The organism is Mucilaginibacter sp., from assembly GCF_028288185.1.
Classification (GTDB): domain Bacteria; phylum Bacteroidota; class Bacteroidia; order Sphingobacteriales; family Sphingobacteriaceae; genus Mucilaginibacter.
Genome location: NZ_JAQBOF010000001.1, coordinates 1 through 19,235 on the forward strand (window position 1 = coordinate 1; position 19,235 = coordinate 19,235).

23 protein-coding genes are annotated in these 19,235 nt (G+C 40.2%); 15 read left to right on the plus strand and 8 right to left on the minus strand.

What is annotated here, in order from left to right; all coding sequences use genetic code 11:
- The first annotated feature begins 16 nt into the window (after positions 1 to 16).
- Together JWQ34_RS00005 and JWQ34_RS00010 are read left to right on the plus strand one after the other, a co-directional pair.
- The gene (locus JWQ34_RS00005) at positions 17 to 175 is read left to right on the plus strand and encodes a sigma factor-like helix-turn-helix DNA-binding protein (RefSeq protein WP_299352148.1); all 159 of its coding nucleotides are present in this window, start codon (positions 17 to 19) and stop codon (positions 173 to 175) included.
- Positions 172 to 669, plus strand: a complete 498-nt coding sequence (locus JWQ34_RS00010) for a zf-HC2 domain-containing protein (RefSeq protein WP_299352050.1) — start codon at positions 172 to 174, stop codon at positions 667 to 669. The genes JWQ34_RS00005 and JWQ34_RS00010 overlap by 4 nt, the downstream gene beginning before the upstream one ends.
- A gap of 347 nt (positions 670 to 1,016) precedes the next feature.
- Here the strand turns inward: JWQ34_RS00010 and JWQ34_RS00015 are convergent, their stop codons facing one another.
- Positions 1,017 to 1,544: a hypothetical protein gene (locus tag JWQ34_RS00015; RefSeq protein ID WP_299352053.1), complete on the minus strand. Its 528-nt coding sequence runs from the start codon at positions 1,542 to 1,544 to the stop codon at positions 1,017 to 1,019.
- A gap of 136 nt (positions 1,545 to 1,680) precedes the next feature.
- On the opposite strand from JWQ34_RS00015, the gene JWQ34_RS00020 reads away from it, so the two are divergent.
- Positions 1,681 to 2,019, plus strand: a complete 339-nt coding sequence (locus tag JWQ34_RS00020) for a hypothetical protein (protein WP_299352056.1) — start codon at positions 1,681 to 1,683, stop codon at positions 2,017 to 2,019.
- A gap of 62 nt (positions 2,020 to 2,081) precedes the next feature.
- Positions 2,082 to 2,258: a hypothetical protein gene (locus JWQ34_RS00025; protein WP_299352059.1), complete on the plus strand. Its 177-nt coding sequence runs from the start codon at positions 2,082 to 2,084 to the stop codon at positions 2,256 to 2,258.
- Positions 2,259 to 2,310: 52 nt separating this feature from the next.
- Here JWQ34_RS00025 and JWQ34_RS00030 read toward each other — a convergent pair whose 3' ends face one another.
- Together JWQ34_RS00030 and JWQ34_RS00035 are read right to left on the minus strand one after the other, a co-directional pair.
- The gene (locus JWQ34_RS00030; RefSeq protein WP_299352062.1) at positions 2,311 to 4,008 is read right to left on the minus strand and encodes a sodium:solute symporter; all 1,698 of its coding nucleotides are present in this window, start codon (positions 4,006 to 4,008) and stop codon (positions 2,311 to 2,313) included.
- Between the two features lie 108 nt (positions 4,009 to 4,116).
- Positions 4,117 to 4,308, minus strand: coding sequence for a hypothetical protein (locus tag JWQ34_RS00035; RefSeq protein WP_299352065.1), 192 nt, complete (start codon positions 4,306 to 4,308; stop codon positions 4,117 to 4,119).
- A gap of 146 nt (positions 4,309 to 4,454) precedes the next feature.
- On the opposite strand from JWQ34_RS00035, the gene JWQ34_RS00040 reads away from it, so the two are divergent.
- Together JWQ34_RS00040 and JWQ34_RS00045 are read left to right on the plus strand one after the other, a co-directional pair.
- Positions 4,455 to 4,667 (plus strand): UPF0175 family protein, encoded by a 213-nt coding sequence (locus JWQ34_RS00040; RefSeq protein WP_299352068.1) that lies wholly within the window; start codon positions 4,455 to 4,457, stop codon positions 4,665 to 4,667.
- A gap of 63 nt (positions 4,668 to 4,730) precedes the next feature.
- Positions 4,731 to 5,135 carry a DUF3368 domain-containing protein gene (locus JWQ34_RS00045; RefSeq protein ID WP_299352071.1) on the plus strand — a complete coding sequence of 135 codons (405 nt, stop codon included), beginning with the start codon at positions 4,731 to 4,733 and terminating at the stop codon, positions 5,133 to 5,135.
- 25 nt (positions 5,136 to 5,160) lie between these two features.
- Here the strand turns inward: JWQ34_RS00045 and JWQ34_RS00050 are convergent, their stop codons facing one another.
- Positions 5,161 to 7,695, minus strand: coding sequence for a PIG-L family deacetylase (locus tag JWQ34_RS00050; RefSeq protein WP_299352074.1), 2,535 nt, complete (start codon positions 7,693 to 7,695; stop codon positions 5,161 to 5,163).
- A 36-nt stretch (positions 7,696 to 7,731) separates the two neighbouring features.
- Here JWQ34_RS00050 and JWQ34_RS00055 point away from each other — a divergent pair, with 36 nt between their 5' ends.
- Positions 7,732 to 7,923: a hypothetical protein gene (locus JWQ34_RS00055; protein ID WP_299352077.1), complete on the plus strand. Its 192-nt coding sequence runs from the start codon at positions 7,732 to 7,734 to the stop codon at positions 7,921 to 7,923.
- Between the two features lie 667 nt (positions 7,924 to 8,590).
- On the opposite strand, the gene JWQ34_RS00060 is transcribed toward JWQ34_RS00055, so the two are convergent.
- Positions 8,591 to 9,013, minus strand: coding sequence for a DUF4440 domain-containing protein (locus JWQ34_RS00060; protein WP_299352080.1), 423 nt, complete (start codon positions 9,011 to 9,013; stop codon positions 8,591 to 8,593).
- 142 nt (positions 9,014 to 9,155) lie between these two features.
- Between JWQ34_RS00060 and JWQ34_RS00065 the strand changes: the two genes are divergently transcribed.
- Positions 9,156 to 10,031 (plus strand): carbohydrate kinase, encoded by an 876-nt coding sequence (locus JWQ34_RS00065; RefSeq protein ID WP_299352083.1) that lies wholly within the window; start codon positions 9,156 to 9,158, stop codon positions 10,029 to 10,031.
- Position 10,032: 1 nt separating this feature from the next.
- Here JWQ34_RS00065 and JWQ34_RS00070 read toward each other — a convergent pair whose 3' ends face one another.
- Positions 10,033 to 10,314 carry a GNAT family N-acetyltransferase gene (locus tag JWQ34_RS00070; RefSeq protein ID WP_299352086.1) on the minus strand — a complete coding sequence of 94 codons (282 nt, stop codon included), beginning with the start codon at positions 10,312 to 10,314 and terminating at the stop codon, positions 10,033 to 10,035.
- 471 nt (positions 10,315 to 10,785) lie between these two features.
- On the opposite strand from JWQ34_RS00070, the gene JWQ34_RS00075 reads away from it, so the two are divergent.
- Genes JWQ34_RS00075 through JWQ34_RS00105 form a run of 7 tightly spaced genes read left to right on the plus strand, consistent with a single transcriptional unit; the run spans position 10,786 to position 16,878 of the window.
- A complete protein-coding gene (locus JWQ34_RS00075; protein WP_299352151.1) occupies positions 10,786 to 11,883 on the plus strand; it encodes a VWA domain-containing protein in 1,098 nt (365 codons plus the stop codon).
- A gap of 56 nt (positions 11,884 to 11,939) precedes the next feature.
- Positions 11,940 to 13,448 (plus strand): sigma 54-interacting transcriptional regulator, encoded by a 1,509-nt coding sequence (locus JWQ34_RS00080; RefSeq protein WP_299352089.1) that lies wholly within the window; start codon positions 11,940 to 11,942, stop codon positions 13,446 to 13,448.
- Positions 13,449 to 13,455: 7 nt separating this feature from the next.
- The gene (locus tag JWQ34_RS00085; protein WP_299352092.1) at positions 13,456 to 14,718 is read left to right on the plus strand and encodes a metallophosphoesterase; all 1,263 of its coding nucleotides are present in this window, start codon (positions 13,456 to 13,458) and stop codon (positions 14,716 to 14,718) included.
- Positions 14,719 to 14,745: 27 nt separating this feature from the next.
- Positions 14,746 to 15,621 (plus strand): UbiA family prenyltransferase, encoded by an 876-nt coding sequence (locus JWQ34_RS00090; protein WP_299352095.1) that lies wholly within the window; start codon positions 14,746 to 14,748, stop codon positions 15,619 to 15,621.
- A gap of 3 nt (positions 15,622 to 15,624) precedes the next feature.
- Positions 15,625 to 16,257, plus strand: a complete 633-nt coding sequence (locus JWQ34_RS00095) for a class I SAM-dependent methyltransferase (RefSeq protein WP_299352098.1) — start codon at positions 15,625 to 15,627, stop codon at positions 16,255 to 16,257.
- Between the two features lie 22 nt (positions 16,258 to 16,279).
- Complete coding sequence (locus JWQ34_RS00100) at positions 16,280 to 16,474, plus strand: hypothetical protein (RefSeq protein WP_299352101.1); 195 nt, start codon at positions 16,280 to 16,282, stop codon at positions 16,472 to 16,474.
- Positions 16,474 to 16,878 carry a putative toxin-antitoxin system toxin component, PIN family gene (locus JWQ34_RS00105; RefSeq protein ID WP_299352104.1) on the plus strand — a complete coding sequence of 135 codons (405 nt, stop codon included), beginning with the start codon at positions 16,474 to 16,476 and terminating at the stop codon, positions 16,876 to 16,878. The genes JWQ34_RS00100 and JWQ34_RS00105 overlap by 1 nt, the downstream gene beginning before the upstream one ends.
- Before the next feature lie 9 nt (positions 16,879 to 16,887).
- Here JWQ34_RS00105 and JWQ34_RS00110 read toward each other — a convergent pair whose 3' ends face one another.
- Both JWQ34_RS00110 and JWQ34_RS00115 read right to left on the minus strand, forming a co-directional pair.
- A complete protein-coding gene (locus JWQ34_RS00110) occupies positions 16,888 to 17,580 on the minus strand; it encodes a response regulator transcription factor (protein ID WP_299352107.1) in 693 nt (230 codons plus the stop codon).
- Between the two features lie 3 nt (positions 17,581 to 17,583).
- Positions 17,584 to 19,233: a HAMP domain-containing sensor histidine kinase gene (locus tag JWQ34_RS00115; protein ID WP_299352110.1), complete on the minus strand. Its 1,650-nt coding sequence runs from the start codon at positions 19,231 to 19,233 to the stop codon at positions 17,584 to 17,586.
- Positions 19,234 to 19,235: the final 2 nt, after the last annotated feature.

The following is a 19,235-nucleotide window of genomic DNA, read 5'->3' on the forward strand; positions in this document are numbered from 1 at the left end:
TGATGATGCTACTATAATTAAGTTATTTTACAAAGGCGAACAATCTTTAGAAGAGATTGCACAAGCCCTGGGTATTGAAGCTAATAGCGTAAAAGTTAAACTATTTAGGGCGCGCCAGCGTTTGAAAGAAAAGCTGGAGCGTAATTTAAAACACGAAGTTAAAGAACTGATATGAACAGCATAGAAGAAAAACTTTGGGATTATATTGATGGCACTTGCACCGCAGACGAGCGTGCAGCCATTGATGCGTTGCTTACACATGATGAAGCATACCAACAAAAGTATTTAGAGCTATTGGCCCTTAACCGCGAAATAGCAGCCATGGAGCTGGACGAGCCATCTATGGCCTTTACCTATAACGTTATGGAAACTATACGTGCCGATTATGCCAAACAACCGCTTAAAGCGCGCATTAACAAAACCCTTATAAATGTTATAGGTGGTTTTTTTATAGTTACTATAGTAGGGTTATTTATAATAATGTTGGCAAATATTAATTGGTCTGCAGGTTCGCCGGTTAGCAGCACTGCCGCCCCATTTAAAATGCCCGGGTTTACTAAGTTATTTACCGGCGATGTTTTTAAAGGCTTTATGTTTTTTGATGTGGTACTGGGATTATTTTTGTTTGATAGCCTGTTGCGCAAAAGCACACCTGCTAAACAAACGTAATGTATTTTGTACACTTCGGTGTATTAAAATGACAACAATACAATAACCTTATACCCTTGATGAAAAAAAAATCTTCTTTTTTAAGTTTGATAGCCGGATAAAATAATATTGGTATAGTAATTGCGTTAGAATATACAAGCTGGCAAACTTGCCAGTTTAATTGTGATAAGGTTTAGGTTGAATGCCCCTAAGAAGCAAGTTCGAAGGGGCATTTATTTTGCCCAAAATTTTGTTAAATGTATCGCGATATCCCGCCGGCAAACGGTATTAAATAAAACTTCTGTAAACAATAAAAAGGCCTTAACACTATTGTTAAGGCCTTTTTATTAGTTGATATTACTACCTGTTTATTGTTCTTTTTTAACGGTAGTAGTTGTAGTAGTTTTTGTGCTGGCAGCTGTAGCGGGTTTGCGATATACTTTGTGATATACATGCGTTGTTACAGGTTTTTTTGACACAACATGCGATGTTGATGTCCTGACAGCACTTGTTGTAGTTTTGCTGGTTGTTATCACCGGTTTGGTCTCTGTAGTTGTAGTTACCGTTGTTGCAGCCGGCCTTGGCTCAGGGCGGGGATTTACCATAATTACCTGAGGTGGCGCCGGAACTGGCGGCGGCGTAGGAGTTGGAGCAGGCGCGGGTGTAACTATTACATGCGTTTTACCTGTTTCTGCAGTGGATGCAGCACTGTTAATTGCATCGGGGGTACCCTTACCTTGCACTTTAATTTTTGTAACCTGGCGGCCGTGTGCCCCTACTTTAACTTTCTTTTTAACCTCAATTTTATTTTTTGAAGTGTCGTTGTCCTGGGCATGTATAGGTTGGGCAGTAAAACCTATACCTGCCATTAATAACATTAAACTGATCTTTTTCATAATTTTAAATTTGTTGTATTGATTGTAACATTGCTATTACGACATTGTTTTAATATTACTTTGCCGGTAACTGCCCCAGCACTGGTTTTCTTTTAACAATTGGCTTGTATCTTTAAATAATACCTACATTTGATCAATGAAATTTCTAGCGGTTTTACAGATAGTATGCATTCTGTTTTTGTCAGCCTTCCAGGGTATGGCAAAGCCTGTTGCTGCGCAAACTGTGAAATTTGACTGTTGCAAAAAACTAAATGCGAAAAGCGCCTGTCGTCATAAAAAATCAGACCAAAAAGATGATTGCACGGGCTTAAACTGCAACATGCTTTTAATTTGTGGTATTGGTGGCTTTTTAGCTATCGAGCCATTAGCAATTAAACCTGCTTTGGCAATTTCACTTGACAAACCAGTACAGCTATACAAAATCGGTAATTCAACCGGTCACCTATCAGCCAACTGGAAACCGCCGAAAGTTTAATAAATATTCCGATTGAGCCTTGGGCTAATTGTTATTTATTAAACATTAATTTAAAAATAATTATGAAAAAAATAATTTTAAGCGTAGCTGCAATATTAATTGCAAGCGCGTCTGTATTTGCAACACCAACCGTTCCTGTTAAAAAAAGCAAACAAGCTACCTGTACATCTTGCATTAAAGCAAAATGTACCAGCAAAGCAACTTGCCCAAAAGTAACAAGCGCTTGTATTTGTAAATAATAAAGCTAATTAATGCTGAGGCCCTTTACCGTTGGTAAGGGGCTTTTTTGTTTTAGGCGACCTTTGCCTTTTCGTGTGTAAACGGGTTTATCATCAAGGCAATGAGGATCACTAAAATACATCCTATCGGGTTAAGCCATAAATAAGCCACCGACCCCAAATATCCTAATAGACAAATAATGCACTCGGTAATAACTGCGGCTATAAATACGGCTGTGCTCCCCACCCTTTTTACGTAAAAAGCTACCACGAAAACACCCAGTATGGTGCCGTATATGTATGATCCTAATTGGTTTACGGCTTCCAGCAGATTACCCATTTTACCGGCATACAGAGCCATTGCAATACATACCATCCCCCAAAATACTGTTGCCAGGCGCGAGGCCAGTAAATAATTTTTATCCGTAGCGCCGGGATTTATGCTGCGCTTATAAATATCAACCACACTGGTTGATGCCAGCGAGTTTAATGCACTGGCTGTTGATCCCATAGATGCTAAAAACACAATGGCTATCAGCAAACCTATTAATCCCCTTGGTAAATAATGGGTAACAAAATTCAGGAAAATATAGTTGGTATCATCTATGTCAGCTTTCTCGTTATTCTTCTTCATCAGGCTAATACCTTCCTTGCGGATATTGGTAGCTTCTTTTTCGGCCAGTTTTAGGTTTGCCTGGGCCTGATCTATCTTGGTGGCATCTTTAGTATCTATGGCATTAACAAGGTCGTTAGCCTTAGCCTTGCTTTGCTCGAAGGCAGTGGTATATTTTGCCTCCAGGGCGCTATATTGCTCGGCGTAAGCGCTTTGTTTTACCTGCTTAACCTCATACTGGTTAAAAAACATGGGCGGCCTGTTAAACTGGTAAAAGGCAAAAACCAGTATACCTATTAATAGTATGCAAAACTGCATGGGTATTTTTATCAACCCGTTCATGATCAAACCCATCCGGCTTTGGCCGACTGAGCTGCCGGTTAAATATCGCCCAACCTGGCTTTGGTCTGTACCAAAATAAGATAATTGCAAAAAGAACCCACCTATTATACCGCTCCATATATTGTAGCGGCTGCTGGGGTCAAATTTCCAGTCGATAACATTCATCTTACCCATTTTGCCGGCAAGCTTAACAGCATGGGCAAAACCTATATGATGCGGCAGCAATACCACCACCAAGACCCCTGCGGCAAACATCCCCAAAAAGATAATACTCATTTGCAGTAACTGGGTATATGATACCGCTTTGGTACCACCCAACACCGTATAGAAGGTAACCAATCCGCCTATAAACAGCGTAGTAAAAGTGGTATTAATATTAAGGATGGTAGATAATATAATAGCGGGCGCATAAATAGCTATGCCGGTTGATAAACCACGTTGTACCAGGAACAAAACCGAGGTAAGCGCGCGGGTTTTCAAATCAAACCGCTGCTCTAAAAACTCGTAAGCGGTATAAACTTTAAGGCGATGGAAAATAGGCACAAAGGTGATACAAAGTACGATCATAGCCAGCGGCAGGCCAAAATAGAACTGTACAAACCGCATTCCATCGCTATAAGCCTGGCCGGGGGCCGACAAAAAAGTAATAGCGCTGGCCTGCGTAGCCATTACCGAAAAACCAATATGATACCAGGACAGTGAGCGCCCGCCCACCAAAAACTGATCGATATTTTTATTGGTGCCGCTTTTCCATAACCCATAAACTACGATGAGCAATATGGTAGCACCAAGAACGATCCAGTCGGTTAAGCTCATTTAAGATAAATAGTAATGAGCCAGAAAATTATAATTAAAAAAACCAGCCACCCGGCTACAATGCCGTAAAACTGGTTCCAGTTACTTATGAATGAAGGCAGTTCTGGATCAGGCTTCTTCACTGCTTTTAGCCAATACATTTACGAAGAAGGCCGCAGTTAAAAATCCTAAAATACCACCTACCAATATCCAAACAAATGATACATTGATAATTGCGCCTGTAAAAAGGCCGCTCAATATACCTACCAGGTAATAGATGTAATTTAAATTTTCTTTTTCTGCTTTTGGATGATGTTTCATAATGTTATTTATGTAGTACGTGCAAAAGTAATTTATTATATGATGTGTAGCAATAGGTTGATGAAAAATTGTGGCAAGAAATATGCTTTTCATTTTTACAGATTATCCGTATCTTTAAATATTAAATTAATAAAGGCATGACTACAATGACACTACAGGTTCCGGACGCGCTTGAAAAAGAGCACGATGAAACCGTGCGCTTTTTGGCGGCCAAGTTCTATGAGGCCGGTAAGTTGACTTTGGGACAAGCGGCAGATATGGTTGGAATGAAAAAATGGGACTTTCCGGAGGTTCTGGCTAAATTTGATGTTCCCTATTTCTTGTATACGGGCGATGATCTTTTAAATGAGTTCAAATAAGCCAATTATCCAAATCGTAGTTATTACAGATACAAGTTGCCTGATCATTCTTGAAAAATTGGGTTGCTATCTGTTTTACACCAACTTTTTTCTACAGTCATAACCACTCCCGAAATTGCAGAAGAATATAAGTTACCATTACCAGAATGGGTTATTGTTATTCCCGTAAAAAACAAATTGCTACAAAAAGAATTGTCTTTATTAGTTGATAAAGGTGAGGCGAGCGCCATTGCGATGGCACAAGAAACCGAAAACCAATACCTGATAACTGATGATTTGGAAGCCCGTAAACTTTCTGCCAAACTTGGATTATCAGTTATTGGCACATTAGGAGTTTTACTTCGCGCCAAACAAGAAGGTCATATTGATTTAATTAAACCTTTTTTAGAACAGATAAAACAAACCAATTTCCGCATGGCTTATGATCTATATCAGACCGTACTTAAAAAAGCAGGCGAATCAAACTAATCCATCGAATCTTATAAATCCTAGTCTACCTCGGCTTACTCAACAAATTAACAAACAACCTGTATGCGCCCGGCACACCGGCTGGCAGTTCTCTAAAAAAATCAAGCGAGGTATAAACAAAGCGGCCCTTGCCGTAATCGGTAACTATTAACGAGCCTGGGTTTGATGCTTCGCCCGGGTCATTCATGTTTAATATGGTTTTGTAGTGGCTGTCTATATTGTTAACAAAGTATAGGCCGCGCTCCTGTATCCAACCGTCAAAATCAGCCTGGGTTATTTTGTTAGGATAGTTTAGCGCCGGGTGTTGCGGGTCGATAAAAGTAACCTTTGCTTCTTCATCGGTTACGCGTTGGTTAACCACCCTGAAAGGATATGGACCAATATTGTTCAATACCAATGGCTGGGGCACATTATACTGCACTACAAAGTTACCACCATTTTTAACGTACTCCATCAGTTTGGGCTGCTCAACCACCAAACGTGGATTGGTGTTATAGGCACGTACGCCAGTTACTATAGCATCATAAACAGACAGATCGGTATTCATGATATCACTCTCGGTTAGCTGGTGCACATCATAACCAACCTGGGTTAAAGCTTCTGATACCACATCCCCTGCTCCTGCTATATAGCCAATTTTTTTACCGGCAATTTTTAGGTCGATGTTGATCAATTTTGCCTCGGCAGGTGGAAATAAAGTTATCGTTGGGATATGATCGTACGTAATGCGCTGTAACCCCATGCTCCATTCTTTGCCACCGGTGCTAACTACTGCCTGCAAAACGCTGTTGCGTGATTTGCTGTCGGTTGGTGTAACGGTAAATGTTTCCGTCCACTCAGTGCCTTTGGTTTTATCGGTAAAATCTATTTTTTCCGGCGAGATCTTCCAGCCGTCCATTGGTTTCAGACTAATGCTGCCGTTGGCTTTGGTGAAGCTTTGCAGTTTTATTTGGATGGTTTGTGGTTGCTTCGAACTAAACACATAATCCTTGCTTATTATGTTGGCAGTTACAGGTGGGGCTATTACAACGGGTTGATAGATCTCACCTTTGGCTTGGTCAACGTATTTGTACATTATTGTACGTTGGATAAAGAACGGTTTTCCGTCTAACTCAAATGCAAACAAAGCCCATGGAGCATTTGGGTTTTCGGGATTCCCAACTAACCTTTGATCGGATATGTTATAGGTGCCTAACTGGTGGGGCGTAACGAGCCAATAGGGTTGTGAAACTTCCCCGGCAAGATCTTTTAAGTTAACTGTTTGCATTTGGTTTGCCTCTAATAAAGAGTTACGTTCGCTACTAAAGGATGTCCAGGCTTTCTTTTCTTTTTCAAGTGCTGCCGCATCATATTTAGCTGTTGATAAAGCATATATAGCAGATGCATTGGAGACTGCATCGGTAGTTATACTTCTTAGAATTATCCGCTTACTTCTGCTGATAAGCTGGGCCGAGATTTTCATCGTATCACCTTTTGCATAAATTGGTTCTGAGGCATATGCCTCAGCCCATAACCCTGCGCATTCAGCTATCAGATTAGTTACTTCTTTTGTTTTTTGTTCCAGCCAGTAAACATCTCCTATAAATTGAACTTTGCCTATCAGGTCTACCAATTCCGGTACCGATTTCTCCGGATGCTCCAGATCAAAATTTTTCTTAATACCGGCTAATTCATTTGCAATAGCTTCGCCACCTTTTACTCTACTCCACGTTGTATTAACCCCATCCATCAAATCATTAACCGGCGCATCGCCCAATATGGTTTTAAAATACTCGAACGAGCTGCCGCGTTGTTTGGCGCTTCCAAATCCCTGCGTCTTATGGTTCGACCGGCTATCGGCAGCAACCTCACCATAGCCTTTGCCTAATATGGGGTTATAAACGCCTACATCAATTTTGAACTGGTTGGCGGCTGTAGTATTGGTACTGCCAAAATTAAAGGTGTTCCACAACAGGCGTTTAACCTGCCATGTCTGTACGTATTTTAATTGCTCAGGGAAACGTTTCGAATCAGCCGCGGCGGCAAATGCTTCCTGCGCTATAATGGCTGATGAGGTATGGTGTCCGTGGCCGCCCTCGCCCGTGGTAGGGAAGCGGCAAATTATAACATCAGGCCTAAACTTGCGGATCACCCATACAGCATCGCCCAACACTTTTTCATGATCCCATATTTTCAACGTTTCTTCCGGTCCTTTAGAGAAACCAAAATCATTAGCACGGCTAAAAAATTGCTCGGCACCGTCAACGCGCCTTGCCGCTAAAAGTTCCTGCGTACGTATCAAGCCTAATATCTCGCTTTGCTCATTGCCTATCAGATTTTGGCCACCATCGCCGCGGGTTAATGACAGGTAGCCGGTGCGGTAATGTTTTTCCTGTGCCAGGTAAGCCAGTAAGCGGGTATTCTCATCATCGGGGTGAGCGGCCATGTATAACACGCTACCCAACACGTTTAATTTTTTAAAGCTTTGTTGTATAGTTACCAGGTCGGCTGGTGGTGCGGTTTGTGAAAATGCGGTGCTGCAGATCAGCAAAAATGCGGCAAGTAATTGGGTACGCTTCATAGCCAAATATATAAAAGAAAAACCAGTCTGAAAGGGGTGAAAAAGTGGGTGATTCTTCACACCGGTGTTAGTATTTATCCCGGTAGTAATTTTAACCATTTTCTGGACATTATGGCTTATACCGGTAGTAATTTCAGGCGTTTTTCGGGTATCCGGGGTAATGCCGGTAGTAATTTTGGTTGTTTTCCGGGCATTAGGGGTAATGCCCGTAGCAATATTTTATTATAAGTATCTTATTTTTAAAGACTTACATTAATTTATGACTTTTTGAAGTGATATTTTTGCTTTGCTTTTTTTTATGAATAGGTATTCAAAGAACGGGCGTTGGGTGTTACGCAAAATACGAAAATATGATGAGGTAGGTGGTGGCAGTGTATTGTCACTATCGGTGATTTGAATATATGGTAGCGCTTTTGGCCGATAGGATCTTGGGGACTTATAGCTTGGTGACGCTCAATTGCCGCTAAGGCCTAGTTACTTTTCCTTGATGAAAAGTAACCAAAAATCAAGTCAGCAAAGAGGCTTCTTTTCGCTCTTGGCCTTTGCCCGGCAAATCCAACAGAATCACAGGCTGCAATATTTTTGCCCCGCTTCGCACGCTCAAGGCTGCGCTTCAGCAAAAAGTTGCTATGCCTCTCCCCCCGCAAGGACTACTTATTCTGTTGTATTTCACCCGAAGCTTTTTTGCTGACGCTTTGCTCCATGTACCAGCACTTTAGTATTGACGAGGAATGAAATGCGCGCAAAGGCCTGTCAGGGCGCGCGGCCGGGAGTCTGGCCTGTGAAGTGGCAGCGATCGGCCTGACTTGATCTTTTGGTTACTTTTGGATCAAGCCAAAAGTAACAGCCTTAGCGGCAATTGAGCGTTACCAAGCGATAAGAAGCAGAATGTCTATCAACTCGTATGATCCACCACTATCTTCCACACCCCATCAATCTTTCTAAACCATAAGGTATAATATCCTCCCGGTTCATCCTTTTCACGTTTTAGGTGCCAGGCGCCAAATACAAAAGCATTGGTGGCATCCAGTATTTGTACTTTTTTTATTTCGAAGGTTAATATGCCCATGGCGGCTTTATCGGGGTAGCCGCTTTTATAATGGTCAAGTGTATTTTGCCAGCCATAAGTTGGAGCGGTTTTACCCACAAACATCAGCGAGTCTGATTTCCAGTAGCCTTGCATAAAGCCGTCCAGATCGCCGCGGTTCCAGGCTTGGCGTTGGTCGTCCATAAGTTTTATGATGGCTTGTTTATCCTGGGCATGGAGTAAAAGACAAGAGCCGAGGATCAAGAGGCAAGAAAGAATGATCTTTTTCATGAAATAAATATAATTATTTCCTTATCCATTTTACGTATGGATGTTAAGTTATTAATAAATTATGCTGCCGAAACCATAACTTTAAATTAACGTTAAAACCAAAAAAACCTTTTAGCTTTGGCCTTTTAGCACTGCCTTTTTTATGAAGAAAAATATACTATGTTTCGGCGAAGTTTTATGGGATGCCTTTGGTGAGGAAAAAGTAGCCGGGGGTGCCACCATGAATGTAGCATTCCACCTGGCGCAGCAAGGTGCAAGCGTATCATTTGCCAGTAGTGTTGGTATCGATCCATCGGGTATTGAACTGATTAATTTTTTAAAAGACAACCGACTGTTTAGCGACCTTATACAAACAGACGAAAACTTACCCACTTGCGAAGTTACCGTACAACTGGACGAGAAGCAGCAGGCAACTTATATTATACCACAGCCGGTATCATGGGACAATATTAAAACCAAAACTCCGCTTACCAAATGCGCTAAACAGGCAACCGCGATAGTTTTTGGCAGCCTGGTTTGCCGTGAAGGTGCTACACGCGATACGCTATTAAATTTACTGAATGAAACTAAAGCGCTAAAGATATTTGACGTTAATTTACGTGCGCCGCATTACACGCTGTCTACCATACAAACCCTTGCGGCCCATGCTGATGTGGTAAAAATGAATGAAGATGAAGCTAACCTGTTGATAAGCGGCAGTAAAGGTGATCTGAAAGATAAGATAAACGAGTTTCGCAGTAAATATCACGCTAAAACCATCTGCGTAACCCGCGGCGAAAACGGCGCCATAGTATGGCACGATCATGAGTTTTATGAGCACCCGGGTTTTACTGTTGATGTGGTTGACACCGTTGGTGCCGGCGATTCGTTTTTAGCCACATTTATTATCGGCTTGCTAAACAAACACCCCATGCAACAAGTGCTGGAACGCGCCTGCGCCGTAGGCGCTTTTGTAACCGGCAAACGTGGCGCAAACCCATTATATGTAGAGGCTGTTATGGAGTTGATGGTGAAATAGCTTAGGCGATCAACCGCTCCCATTCGGGATGGCGCTTTAAATAGGCTTTAATGTATTCGCAATAAGGCACCATTTTAAAGTTATTTGCTTCCAGGTATTTAAAGGTTTTTTTAACTAAAGCTGCGGCAACACCCTGGCCTTCCAGTTCGCGCGGTACTTCGGTATGTATCAAAAAGAATTTGTTGCCGCGTTGCTGGTAGTCTATAAAAGCGCGGTGCCCATCAACAAATAATTCGAAGTTGTGGATGGCTTGGTTGTTTATTAGTTGGATGTCATCGTACATGAAATAAAGGTAGTAAAAAGACTTCCGAAGTTTTAGAAACTTCGGAAGTCTGTAATGTCCCCTGATCACACCCCTCATCCATAACAAACACAAATACTGGCTTAAAAGTTATTTCACGTTGTTCCAAAAAACTTGTTTCACTATGCTTAAATTGTTCGTTATGTATTTATTTGATTATCAATAAATAACCACAAAATCATTCCTAAAAATACTAACGTAAAAGTTGTTTCATTTTGTTTCACCACATTTTTGCAAACAACTTATTTACAATATGTTACTCCAAAACCTTGTTTCATCTGTTTCATTTGTTTCACATTTTCGTGAAACAAACACTTCAACTAATCACTAACCTTCAATCACTAATCACCATTCATCCGTTTTGTCATCCCTACCTAACAATTCAACTTAATAACGGGCCGCACCAAACTTTTGCGCAAAATAATGCGTTATTTTATAACTGAAAGGCAAAATATGCGTGGTTTCGGATTTTCGAAGTTTACCCCCAACCAAATTCCAAAAGGCGGATTTGAAGAATTATTAAAGTTATTTCTTGAATTGCTCAACTATACCGCGGGCGATGCCGGCGAAGCCCTGGCTTGGCTAAACGAGTTGGATAAACAATACAAACTCACCAATGACGATTACGGCATGGGCGATTTTATTGACGAGCTAAAGCAAAAAGGTTACCTGAGCGAAGACAACCAAAGCGGTAATTTTAACATCACCGCTAAAACCGAGCAAAGCATAAGGCAGAGCGCGTTAGAGGAGATATTTGGCAAACTCAAAAAATCGGGCAAGGGTAATCACCGTTCGCCGCAAAGTGGGCAGGGCGATGAGCGTAACTCTGAACGACGCGAGTTTGAGTTTGGCGATAGCCTGGACCAGATAGACATGACACAATCTATCCACAACGCGCAGGTTAACCACGGCATAGGCGATTTTATGATGACCGAGCGCGATCTGGAAGTAGAGGAAATGGATTATAAAACGCTAACCAGCACCGTGCTGATGATAGACATATCGCACTCTATGATCCTTTATGGCGAGGACCGTATAACCCCGGCCAAAAAAGTAGCAATGGCGCTGGCCGAACTGATCCGCACCAAATATCCTAAGGACACTTTGGATATTGTGGTTTTTGGTAACGATGCATGGCCTATTACTTTGCAGGACCTGCCTTATTTGCAGGTTGGCCCGTTCCACACCAATACTTATGCAGGTTTAGAATTAGCCACAGATATATTGCGCCGCCGTAAAACGCAGAATAAGCAAATATTTATGATAACCGATGGTAAGCCTACTTGCTTAAAAGAGGGTACCAAGTATTATAAAAACAGCATTGGGTTGGATCGTAAAGTGGTTAACAAAACTCTAAATATGGCAGCGCAATGTAAGCGCTTAAAAATACCTATCACCACTTTTATGATAGCTAAGGACCCTTATCTGCAACAGTTTGTAAGGCAGTTTACCGAAACAAACGGCGGCAAAGCATTTTATAGCTCGCTTAATAATTTAGGTGAATACATTTTTGAGGACTACGCAAAGAATAGAAGGAAGAATGTTAGGTAAATGTGCAGATATGCAATTAACTAATGACTTAATGACCCAGTGACTTAATGACTACTATGACTAACAAACAAAATATAACAACACTTGGCCAACTTAAACAAACCGGCTACAAAAGCGAATCGGTTAAGGATGAATTAAGGCGAAATTTGATCACCCAGTTAAAGAAAAAAGAAGAAGGGGGTTTTGAGAGCATTATCGGGTTTGAGGATACAGTGATACCTGATCTGCAAACTGCTATCCTATCGCGCCATAACATATTATTGCTGGGTTTACGCGGACAGGCCAAAACGCGTATTGCGCGTTTGTTGGTTAACCTGTTGGATGAGTATATACCTTATATAGAAGGCTCAGAATTATTTGATGACCCATTGAACCCTATATCATGGTTTGGGCATCATATCGTAGAAGAAAAGGGTGACGACACCCCTATCGCCTGGATACATAGATCTGAGCGTTATACCGAAAAACTGGCTACGCCTGATGTTACAGTCGCCGATTTAATTGGTGATGTTGACCCTATCAAGGCGGCTACGATGAAGTTGACTTATTCGGACGAACGGGTTATCCACTTCGGATTAATTCCGCGTGCGCATAGAGGGATATTTGTTATCAATGAGTTACCCGATTTGCAGGCACGGATCCAGGTATCTTTATTCAATATCCTACAGGAAAGAGATATACAGATACGTGGTTTTAAACTGCGCTTACCGCTGGATATCCAGTTTGTATTTACCGCCAACCCGGAAGATTATACCAATCGTGGTTCCATCGTTACTCCTTTAAAAGACCGTATAGAAAGCCAGATATTAACGCATTATCCACGATCTGTTGAGATCTCACGTAAAATCACCCAGCAGGAAGCATCATTAACGCAAGAACAAAGAGTTAATGTTGAAGCTGATGGTTTAGTAAAAGATTTGGTTGAGCAAATAGCTTTCGAGGCACGTATCTCAGAGTATATCGATAAAAAATCGGGGGTATCGGCGCGTTTAACTATATCGGCTTATGAGAATTTAATAAGCAATGCCGAACGCCGCATGATTATTAACCACGAGGATAAAACCTTTGTACGCATAGCCGATTTCCTGGGTGTTATCCCGGCCATAACGGGTAAGATAGAGTTGGTTTATGAAGGCGAGTTAGAAGGGCCGGCTAAAGTTGCCAACATCCTTATCGGCAAAGCCATAAAAACATTGTTGGTAAAATTCTTTCCAGACCCTGAAAAAGCAAAGAAAGCCAAAGCGCCAAACCCGTATGCCGAGATCATTAATTGGTTTAGCGATGGTAACAGCCTGGCAGTATTAGACGACCTGCCGCTTGCCGAATATAAAAAGGTGCTCAACTCTGTTACCGGCCTAAAGGAACTGGTTAAAAAGATCCACCCGCGTTTGGTGGAGAGCCAACAGCTAATCTTAATGGAATTTGTACTGCATGGCCTGGCCGAGTTTTCGCAATTGAGCAAAGGATTTTTAGATAATGGTTTCGCTTTCTCCGATATGTTTAACAGTTTGTTTAATTTGCAGCCTGATGATGACGATCTGAATATAGATGATGATCGTTACTAAACGTTAAATGCAAAGTCAGCTATTTACTATTATTTTACTGGGCCTGGGCCTGTTGTTGTTCGATCAATATTTGTTTAGCGGTTTTGCCGCGGCTTTTAAAAAGCGCGGCTTTATCAACAAAAAATGGTTTAAGCAAGGTTATACTGTGTTTTCAATAATACTAATAACCGGTACTATCGTCAGCATTTATATGAATATACCCGTGGGTGTTCGGGCGGTTTTTTTAATGCTGTTTTTTGTACTGATGATTGTTAAGGTAACCTTTTTACCATTTGTTTTGGCAGATGACATAAGGCGGCTAATTGTAAAATTAACAAACAAATCAGCTCTTACCGAGCCCAAAAAAGATACCATCCCCCGATCAGAGTTTTTAATGAAAGCCGGGTTAATTACAGGTGCTGTTCCGCTAGCTGGGATAGGCTATGGCATAATGGCCGGCGCTTATGACTATCGTGTGCGATACCAAAACCTTTATCTACCCAACCTGCCTAAATCTTTTGATGGGATTAAGATAGGGCAGATATCAGATATCCACTCGGGCAGTTTCTATAATAAAAATGCGGTTAAAGGTGGCATTGATATATTGCTGGGCCAAAAGCCTGATGTTATATTTTTTACTGGCGATTTGGTAAATAAAAAAACCGACGAAGTTTATGGCTACCAGGATATATTCAGCAAAGTAAAAGCGCCGCTTGGTGTTTTCTCAACCTTAGGCAATCATGATTATGGTGATTACTATCATGATTGGTCATCACCAGCCGCCAAAAAGAAAAATCTTGATGATTTGATCGTCACCCATAAAAACATGGGCTGGGATTTGCTACTTAATGAAAACCGCCGCCTTAAAGTAAACGGTGAAGAGATAGGCATATTAGGGTGCGAAAACTGGGGCGAGCTAACCCGTTTTCCTAAATATGGCAAAATGGAACCAACCATAAAAGGCACCGAAGATTTACCAGTTAAATTGCTTTTATCTCATGATCCATCGCATTGGCGGGCGCAGATATTGCCGCATTATCCGCAGGTAGATGTAATGTTTTCGGGCCATACCCACGGCATGCAGTTTGGTGTACGTGCCGAGCATTTTCAATGGAGCCCGGTAGAGTATGTTTATAAAGAGTGGGCCGGCCTTTACCACGAAGGCAACCAGCAGTTATATGTAAATGTTGGCTACGGCTTTTTAGGTTTCCCCGGCAGGGTTGGAATATTGCCGGAGATTACGATATTTACATTAAGATCTGCCCATGATCCTTTACTACAAAAAGTTTAACAGTTATAGGTGGGCATCTCATCATAAATGAAAAAACTATTTAAATCTGTTTTTGATTTTTTATTATTCAGTAATGTATTCATGTCGGTATGCGCTGTCGCGCAGGGATTAGTTACTTTTTATTTAATAGGTTCAAAGCCATTATATACCGTATTGGCTTTACTATTTACATCAACCATAGGTATTTACAATTTCTCTATTTTATTAACCAAACCACAAAATCCCGAGAAATCGGGGTTAGTGCGTGTACGCTGGTTCTTTGCACACCATAGGTTGATGGTGACATTAACCATTGTTTCTATACTATCGCTTATCCCATTATTTTTTTTAATATCTACTGAATCCAGGTTACTTCTTATTTTCCTGGGGGCAATATCCTTCTGTTATAGCTTGCCACTGTTTACTTTAGGCGATCAAAAATTCGGTTTACGTAACATCCCCGGCCTTAAACAGTTTTTAATAACCCTGGTTTGGACCATGAGCACCGTATTACTGCCGATCCTTGAAGGGCAGGACATGAACCTTACTAATATTTCTTTACGTGACACCACTATACTATTAGCTAAGCGATTTTTATTCATAGCAGCACTAACTGTTCCGTTTGATATACGAGATCTGTTTGAGGACCGCGAATCGGGCTTAAAGACCATACCCGTAGTAATAGGCGAAAAACGGGCTTACCTGTTCTGCCAATTTTTATTAGCCGGCTATATAGTTCTACTGTTTTTGTACAAGAACAACGGCTTTAATACCGACTTTTTTGCTTTAACGCTTACGGCAATTTTAGCAGGCTGGCTCATCTTTAAATCAAAATGGAAGAGGAATGAGTACTACTACTTTTTTTACCTGGACGGTGTGCTGATATTGCAGTATATTTTCTTACTGCTGTTTAATTACATTTAAAGCATGGCCTCCAACTATGATAATTCTGCGTGGTTTTATGATAGTTTATCAAAGCTGTTTTACGGTAAAGCCCTGATCAATGCGCAAGTGTATCTACTTCCGTTTATCAAATCAAATTCAAGTGTTCTTATTGTTGGCGGTGGTACCGGCTGGATATTGGAGGAAATAGCCCAAGTTCATCCATCCGGCTTAAACATTACTTATGCAGAGATATCCACAAATATGATGGCGCTATCTAAAAAAAGAGCCGTTGGCGATAATGAAGTTATCTTTATAAACAATCCTATAGAAGATGTATCATTTTCAGAGAAATTCGACATTATTATAACCCCGTTCCTGTTTGATAATTTTACTGAATCGACTTTGCAAAAGGTCTTTGATCATTTACATCCGCTGCTTAAAACTGACGGCTTATGGCTCAATACAGATTTCCAACTGACCGGCAAGTGGTGGCAAAATGTGATGCTTAAAACTATGTTTGTGTTTTTTAAGATCGTATGTGGTATTGAAACTTCGGCGCTGCCTGATATTAATAAGCAGTTTGAACAGAATGAATATGAAGTTATTGCTCAAAAAACTTTTTATGGAGATTTTGTTATATCCAAAGCATTTAAAAAATCTGGTTTAGAAGTATAATTAAGATTTATTATATTTGGTTATGGAAAGGTTAATGATACAAATTCCCGAAAAAAAGTCAAAGTTGGTAAAATCGTTACTTAAAGAACTTGGCGTGGTTATAGAACCTCATGTATCAGCTTTATCGAAAAGATTGAATAGTATGGTGAGCGACGGCCCGTTACCATCTATGGATGAAATTGTAGAAGAAGTTAGGGCAGTAAGGGCCAAATCTTAATGATTATTGTATTAGATACTAATATTTGGATTTCGCTTGCGCTTAATCAACAGTTAGATTTTATCGAGATATTAAATAGCAAAGAAATTGTTATAGCAAGCTGTGATCAATTACTTGATGAATTAGTTACAGTATTATTAAGGCCGAAATTCAGGAAATACTTTTCTAACAATCACATCGAAGATCTGGTTCATTTTCATGAACTAACGACAATTCTCTTTAAAGTAAGTAATATAACTCAAGTAGTTACTGACGAAAAAGACAATTATCTTTTTGCGCTATGCAAATCTGCAAAAGCAGACTATTTTATTACAGGAGATAAGTTGTTATTAAATGTCGACAAATATGATAATTCATCAATCATCACTTTGTCAACATTTAAAACAATATTTGAAAGTTTATAGTATTAAACTTTATGCTTGGTAAACAAACTTATACCCTACCCCCCTTACGGTTTGTAAGTATTGCGGGTAGTCAGGGTTTGTTTCTATTTTCTTACGTAGCCTTACAATGTGCATATCCAATGTACGGGTATTAACATCAGCATTGTAGCCCCATACTTCCATCATAAGCTCTTCGCGGTTTATAACCTTGTTTTTATTTTTAAGAAAGTACAGCAATATGCGGTTCTCTAATATGGTCAGCTCAATTTTGCGGCCATCACGTATCAGTAAATGCGTATTGGGATGATGCTCCATATTAGCGAAACTATACGTCTCTGATTTTTCGTTGTTTAACGCAAATTTTATCTTGTTCTCAATTAGCGCGACTACCACATCCATGTTAAAAGGTTTGGTTACATAATCTGATACGCCAAAGCCGTAGGCTGATATTTTATCAATATCCTGTTGCTTGGCAGTGGTCATAATTACAATACCATCAAAACCTTTTGCACGCACGTTGGTGCAAACCTCCGCACCTTGTTTGCCGGGCAGCATCCAATCCAGCAAAACAATATCGGGCTGCTCGGCCAGTATCAATGCCTCTGCTTCGTCACCATTATTGGCTTCTAACACTTTGTACCCTTCTGATTGTAGGCGCTCTGCAACCAAAAAGCGCAGGTTTTCATCATCTTCAACAAGCGCTATTTTAATTTCTTTATTCATAATTTAATTTGAGTATGGCAGCGTAACAATAAATTCAGAACCCATATCAACTTTACTTTTAACGGTTATATCACCATCCATAAAATTAACCAGTTCTTTACAAAATGCTAGGCCCAGGCCCACGCTTCCGTTTTGATTATATTGGTTTTCTAATCTATAAAACTTTCTAAATATATTACTCAATTCACTTTTGGGTATCCCTATACCATTATCAATAAATGAAAATATAATATTACGCTTTTCGAGCGTTATTTTTATAAAAAGCTCTTTTTTATCCAAATGCGAATATTTGTACGCATTCTCTATTAAGTTTTGAAAAACACTGCCTAATAATACCGTATCGGTATAAAAAAACTTCGCTTCTTTGTCAATAGAATAGTCCAGTTTAAAAAGCGGGTATTTTATTTTAAAGGTATCAATATATCCTTTTACAAAATGTTCAATTTTTATTTTATCCTTTTTTATGGTGATAGATTTATTTTCTAACTGCGTAAACGACAGCAGCTTGTTCATCAGTTCATTTAGCTTATCCGCCTCTTCATCCAGGATTTTACCATAGTGTTTGCGCTGTCTGTCGGTTAGTTCATTATCGCCTTTTAGGTTTGAGCCGGCAATTTTTATAACGCTTACAGGTGTTTTAAACTCGTGCGTAAAGTTGTTTATAAAGTCATACTGCAGTTTAAACATTTTTAAATTAACGCTAAGGTTACGGTATATAAGCCATCCTATCAGCATAAAAACCGAATAGATAAGCAATAAAACACCGGCAATGGGTAAAAAACGATGATAGATTTCGCTGTTTAAATAATTTTTAGGCGATGTAAAATATAACTTATAGTCTGAAAATGCACCGGGTAGCGCTACCTCATCAGTAATAATTTTGGTATGATCAATATCGGGTGGATCATAAGCAACCTGCCTTATCGTGATAGCATTATATAGCTCGGGGTGTACGTTTTTTATCTTCAGCTTATAAGGATCAAGGTAAAATGTTACCATGTTTTGCTTGTAAAAGGATGCTGAATGTTTGGCCCTCTGTAGGTCATGATAAGTTTTCAGATCGGCATTGGCCGGGATATTTAAAAAGCTGATCTTTCCTGGCCTGGTATTATAAAATACGCTTTGCTGGTCGGGCCCGGGGCCTTTTAACGTATCATACCGGGCAATATAATCGTTTAATTTATCGGCCATCTGCCTAAAATCATTCGCGTTTATCTCGTCTTCATTTTTTAGCCTTATCTCCTTGCCCTTATTAGGGAAATACTCATAAATTGACCTTGCAGATACGCCCAAACTATTCTTACCAACATAACCTTTATCCTGGCTGCCCACAACAACCTGGTAAAAAACCATTTTGGTAACAAACTTAAAATCATGGAAAACAGAATCGGCATAGTTTGCAGCCGATGCCGAATCAAGCAAGCCTGAGTACAGGTTTATCTCGAATATTTTATTTCGGTAAAAATCATTGTATGGGCTAATAACAGATTTATCAACCACGTTATTTTTTTTGGCCGCGAAATCATTTTCAACATTTTGCGCGGTTAATTTATACCCTACTACCAGCCCTACAATTAAGGTAGTAGTTACCAGTATAAGGAAAGCAATAATTAGCGATGAGTTTTTTCTGTAAACAGTAGTGTGCCCTTTCATTA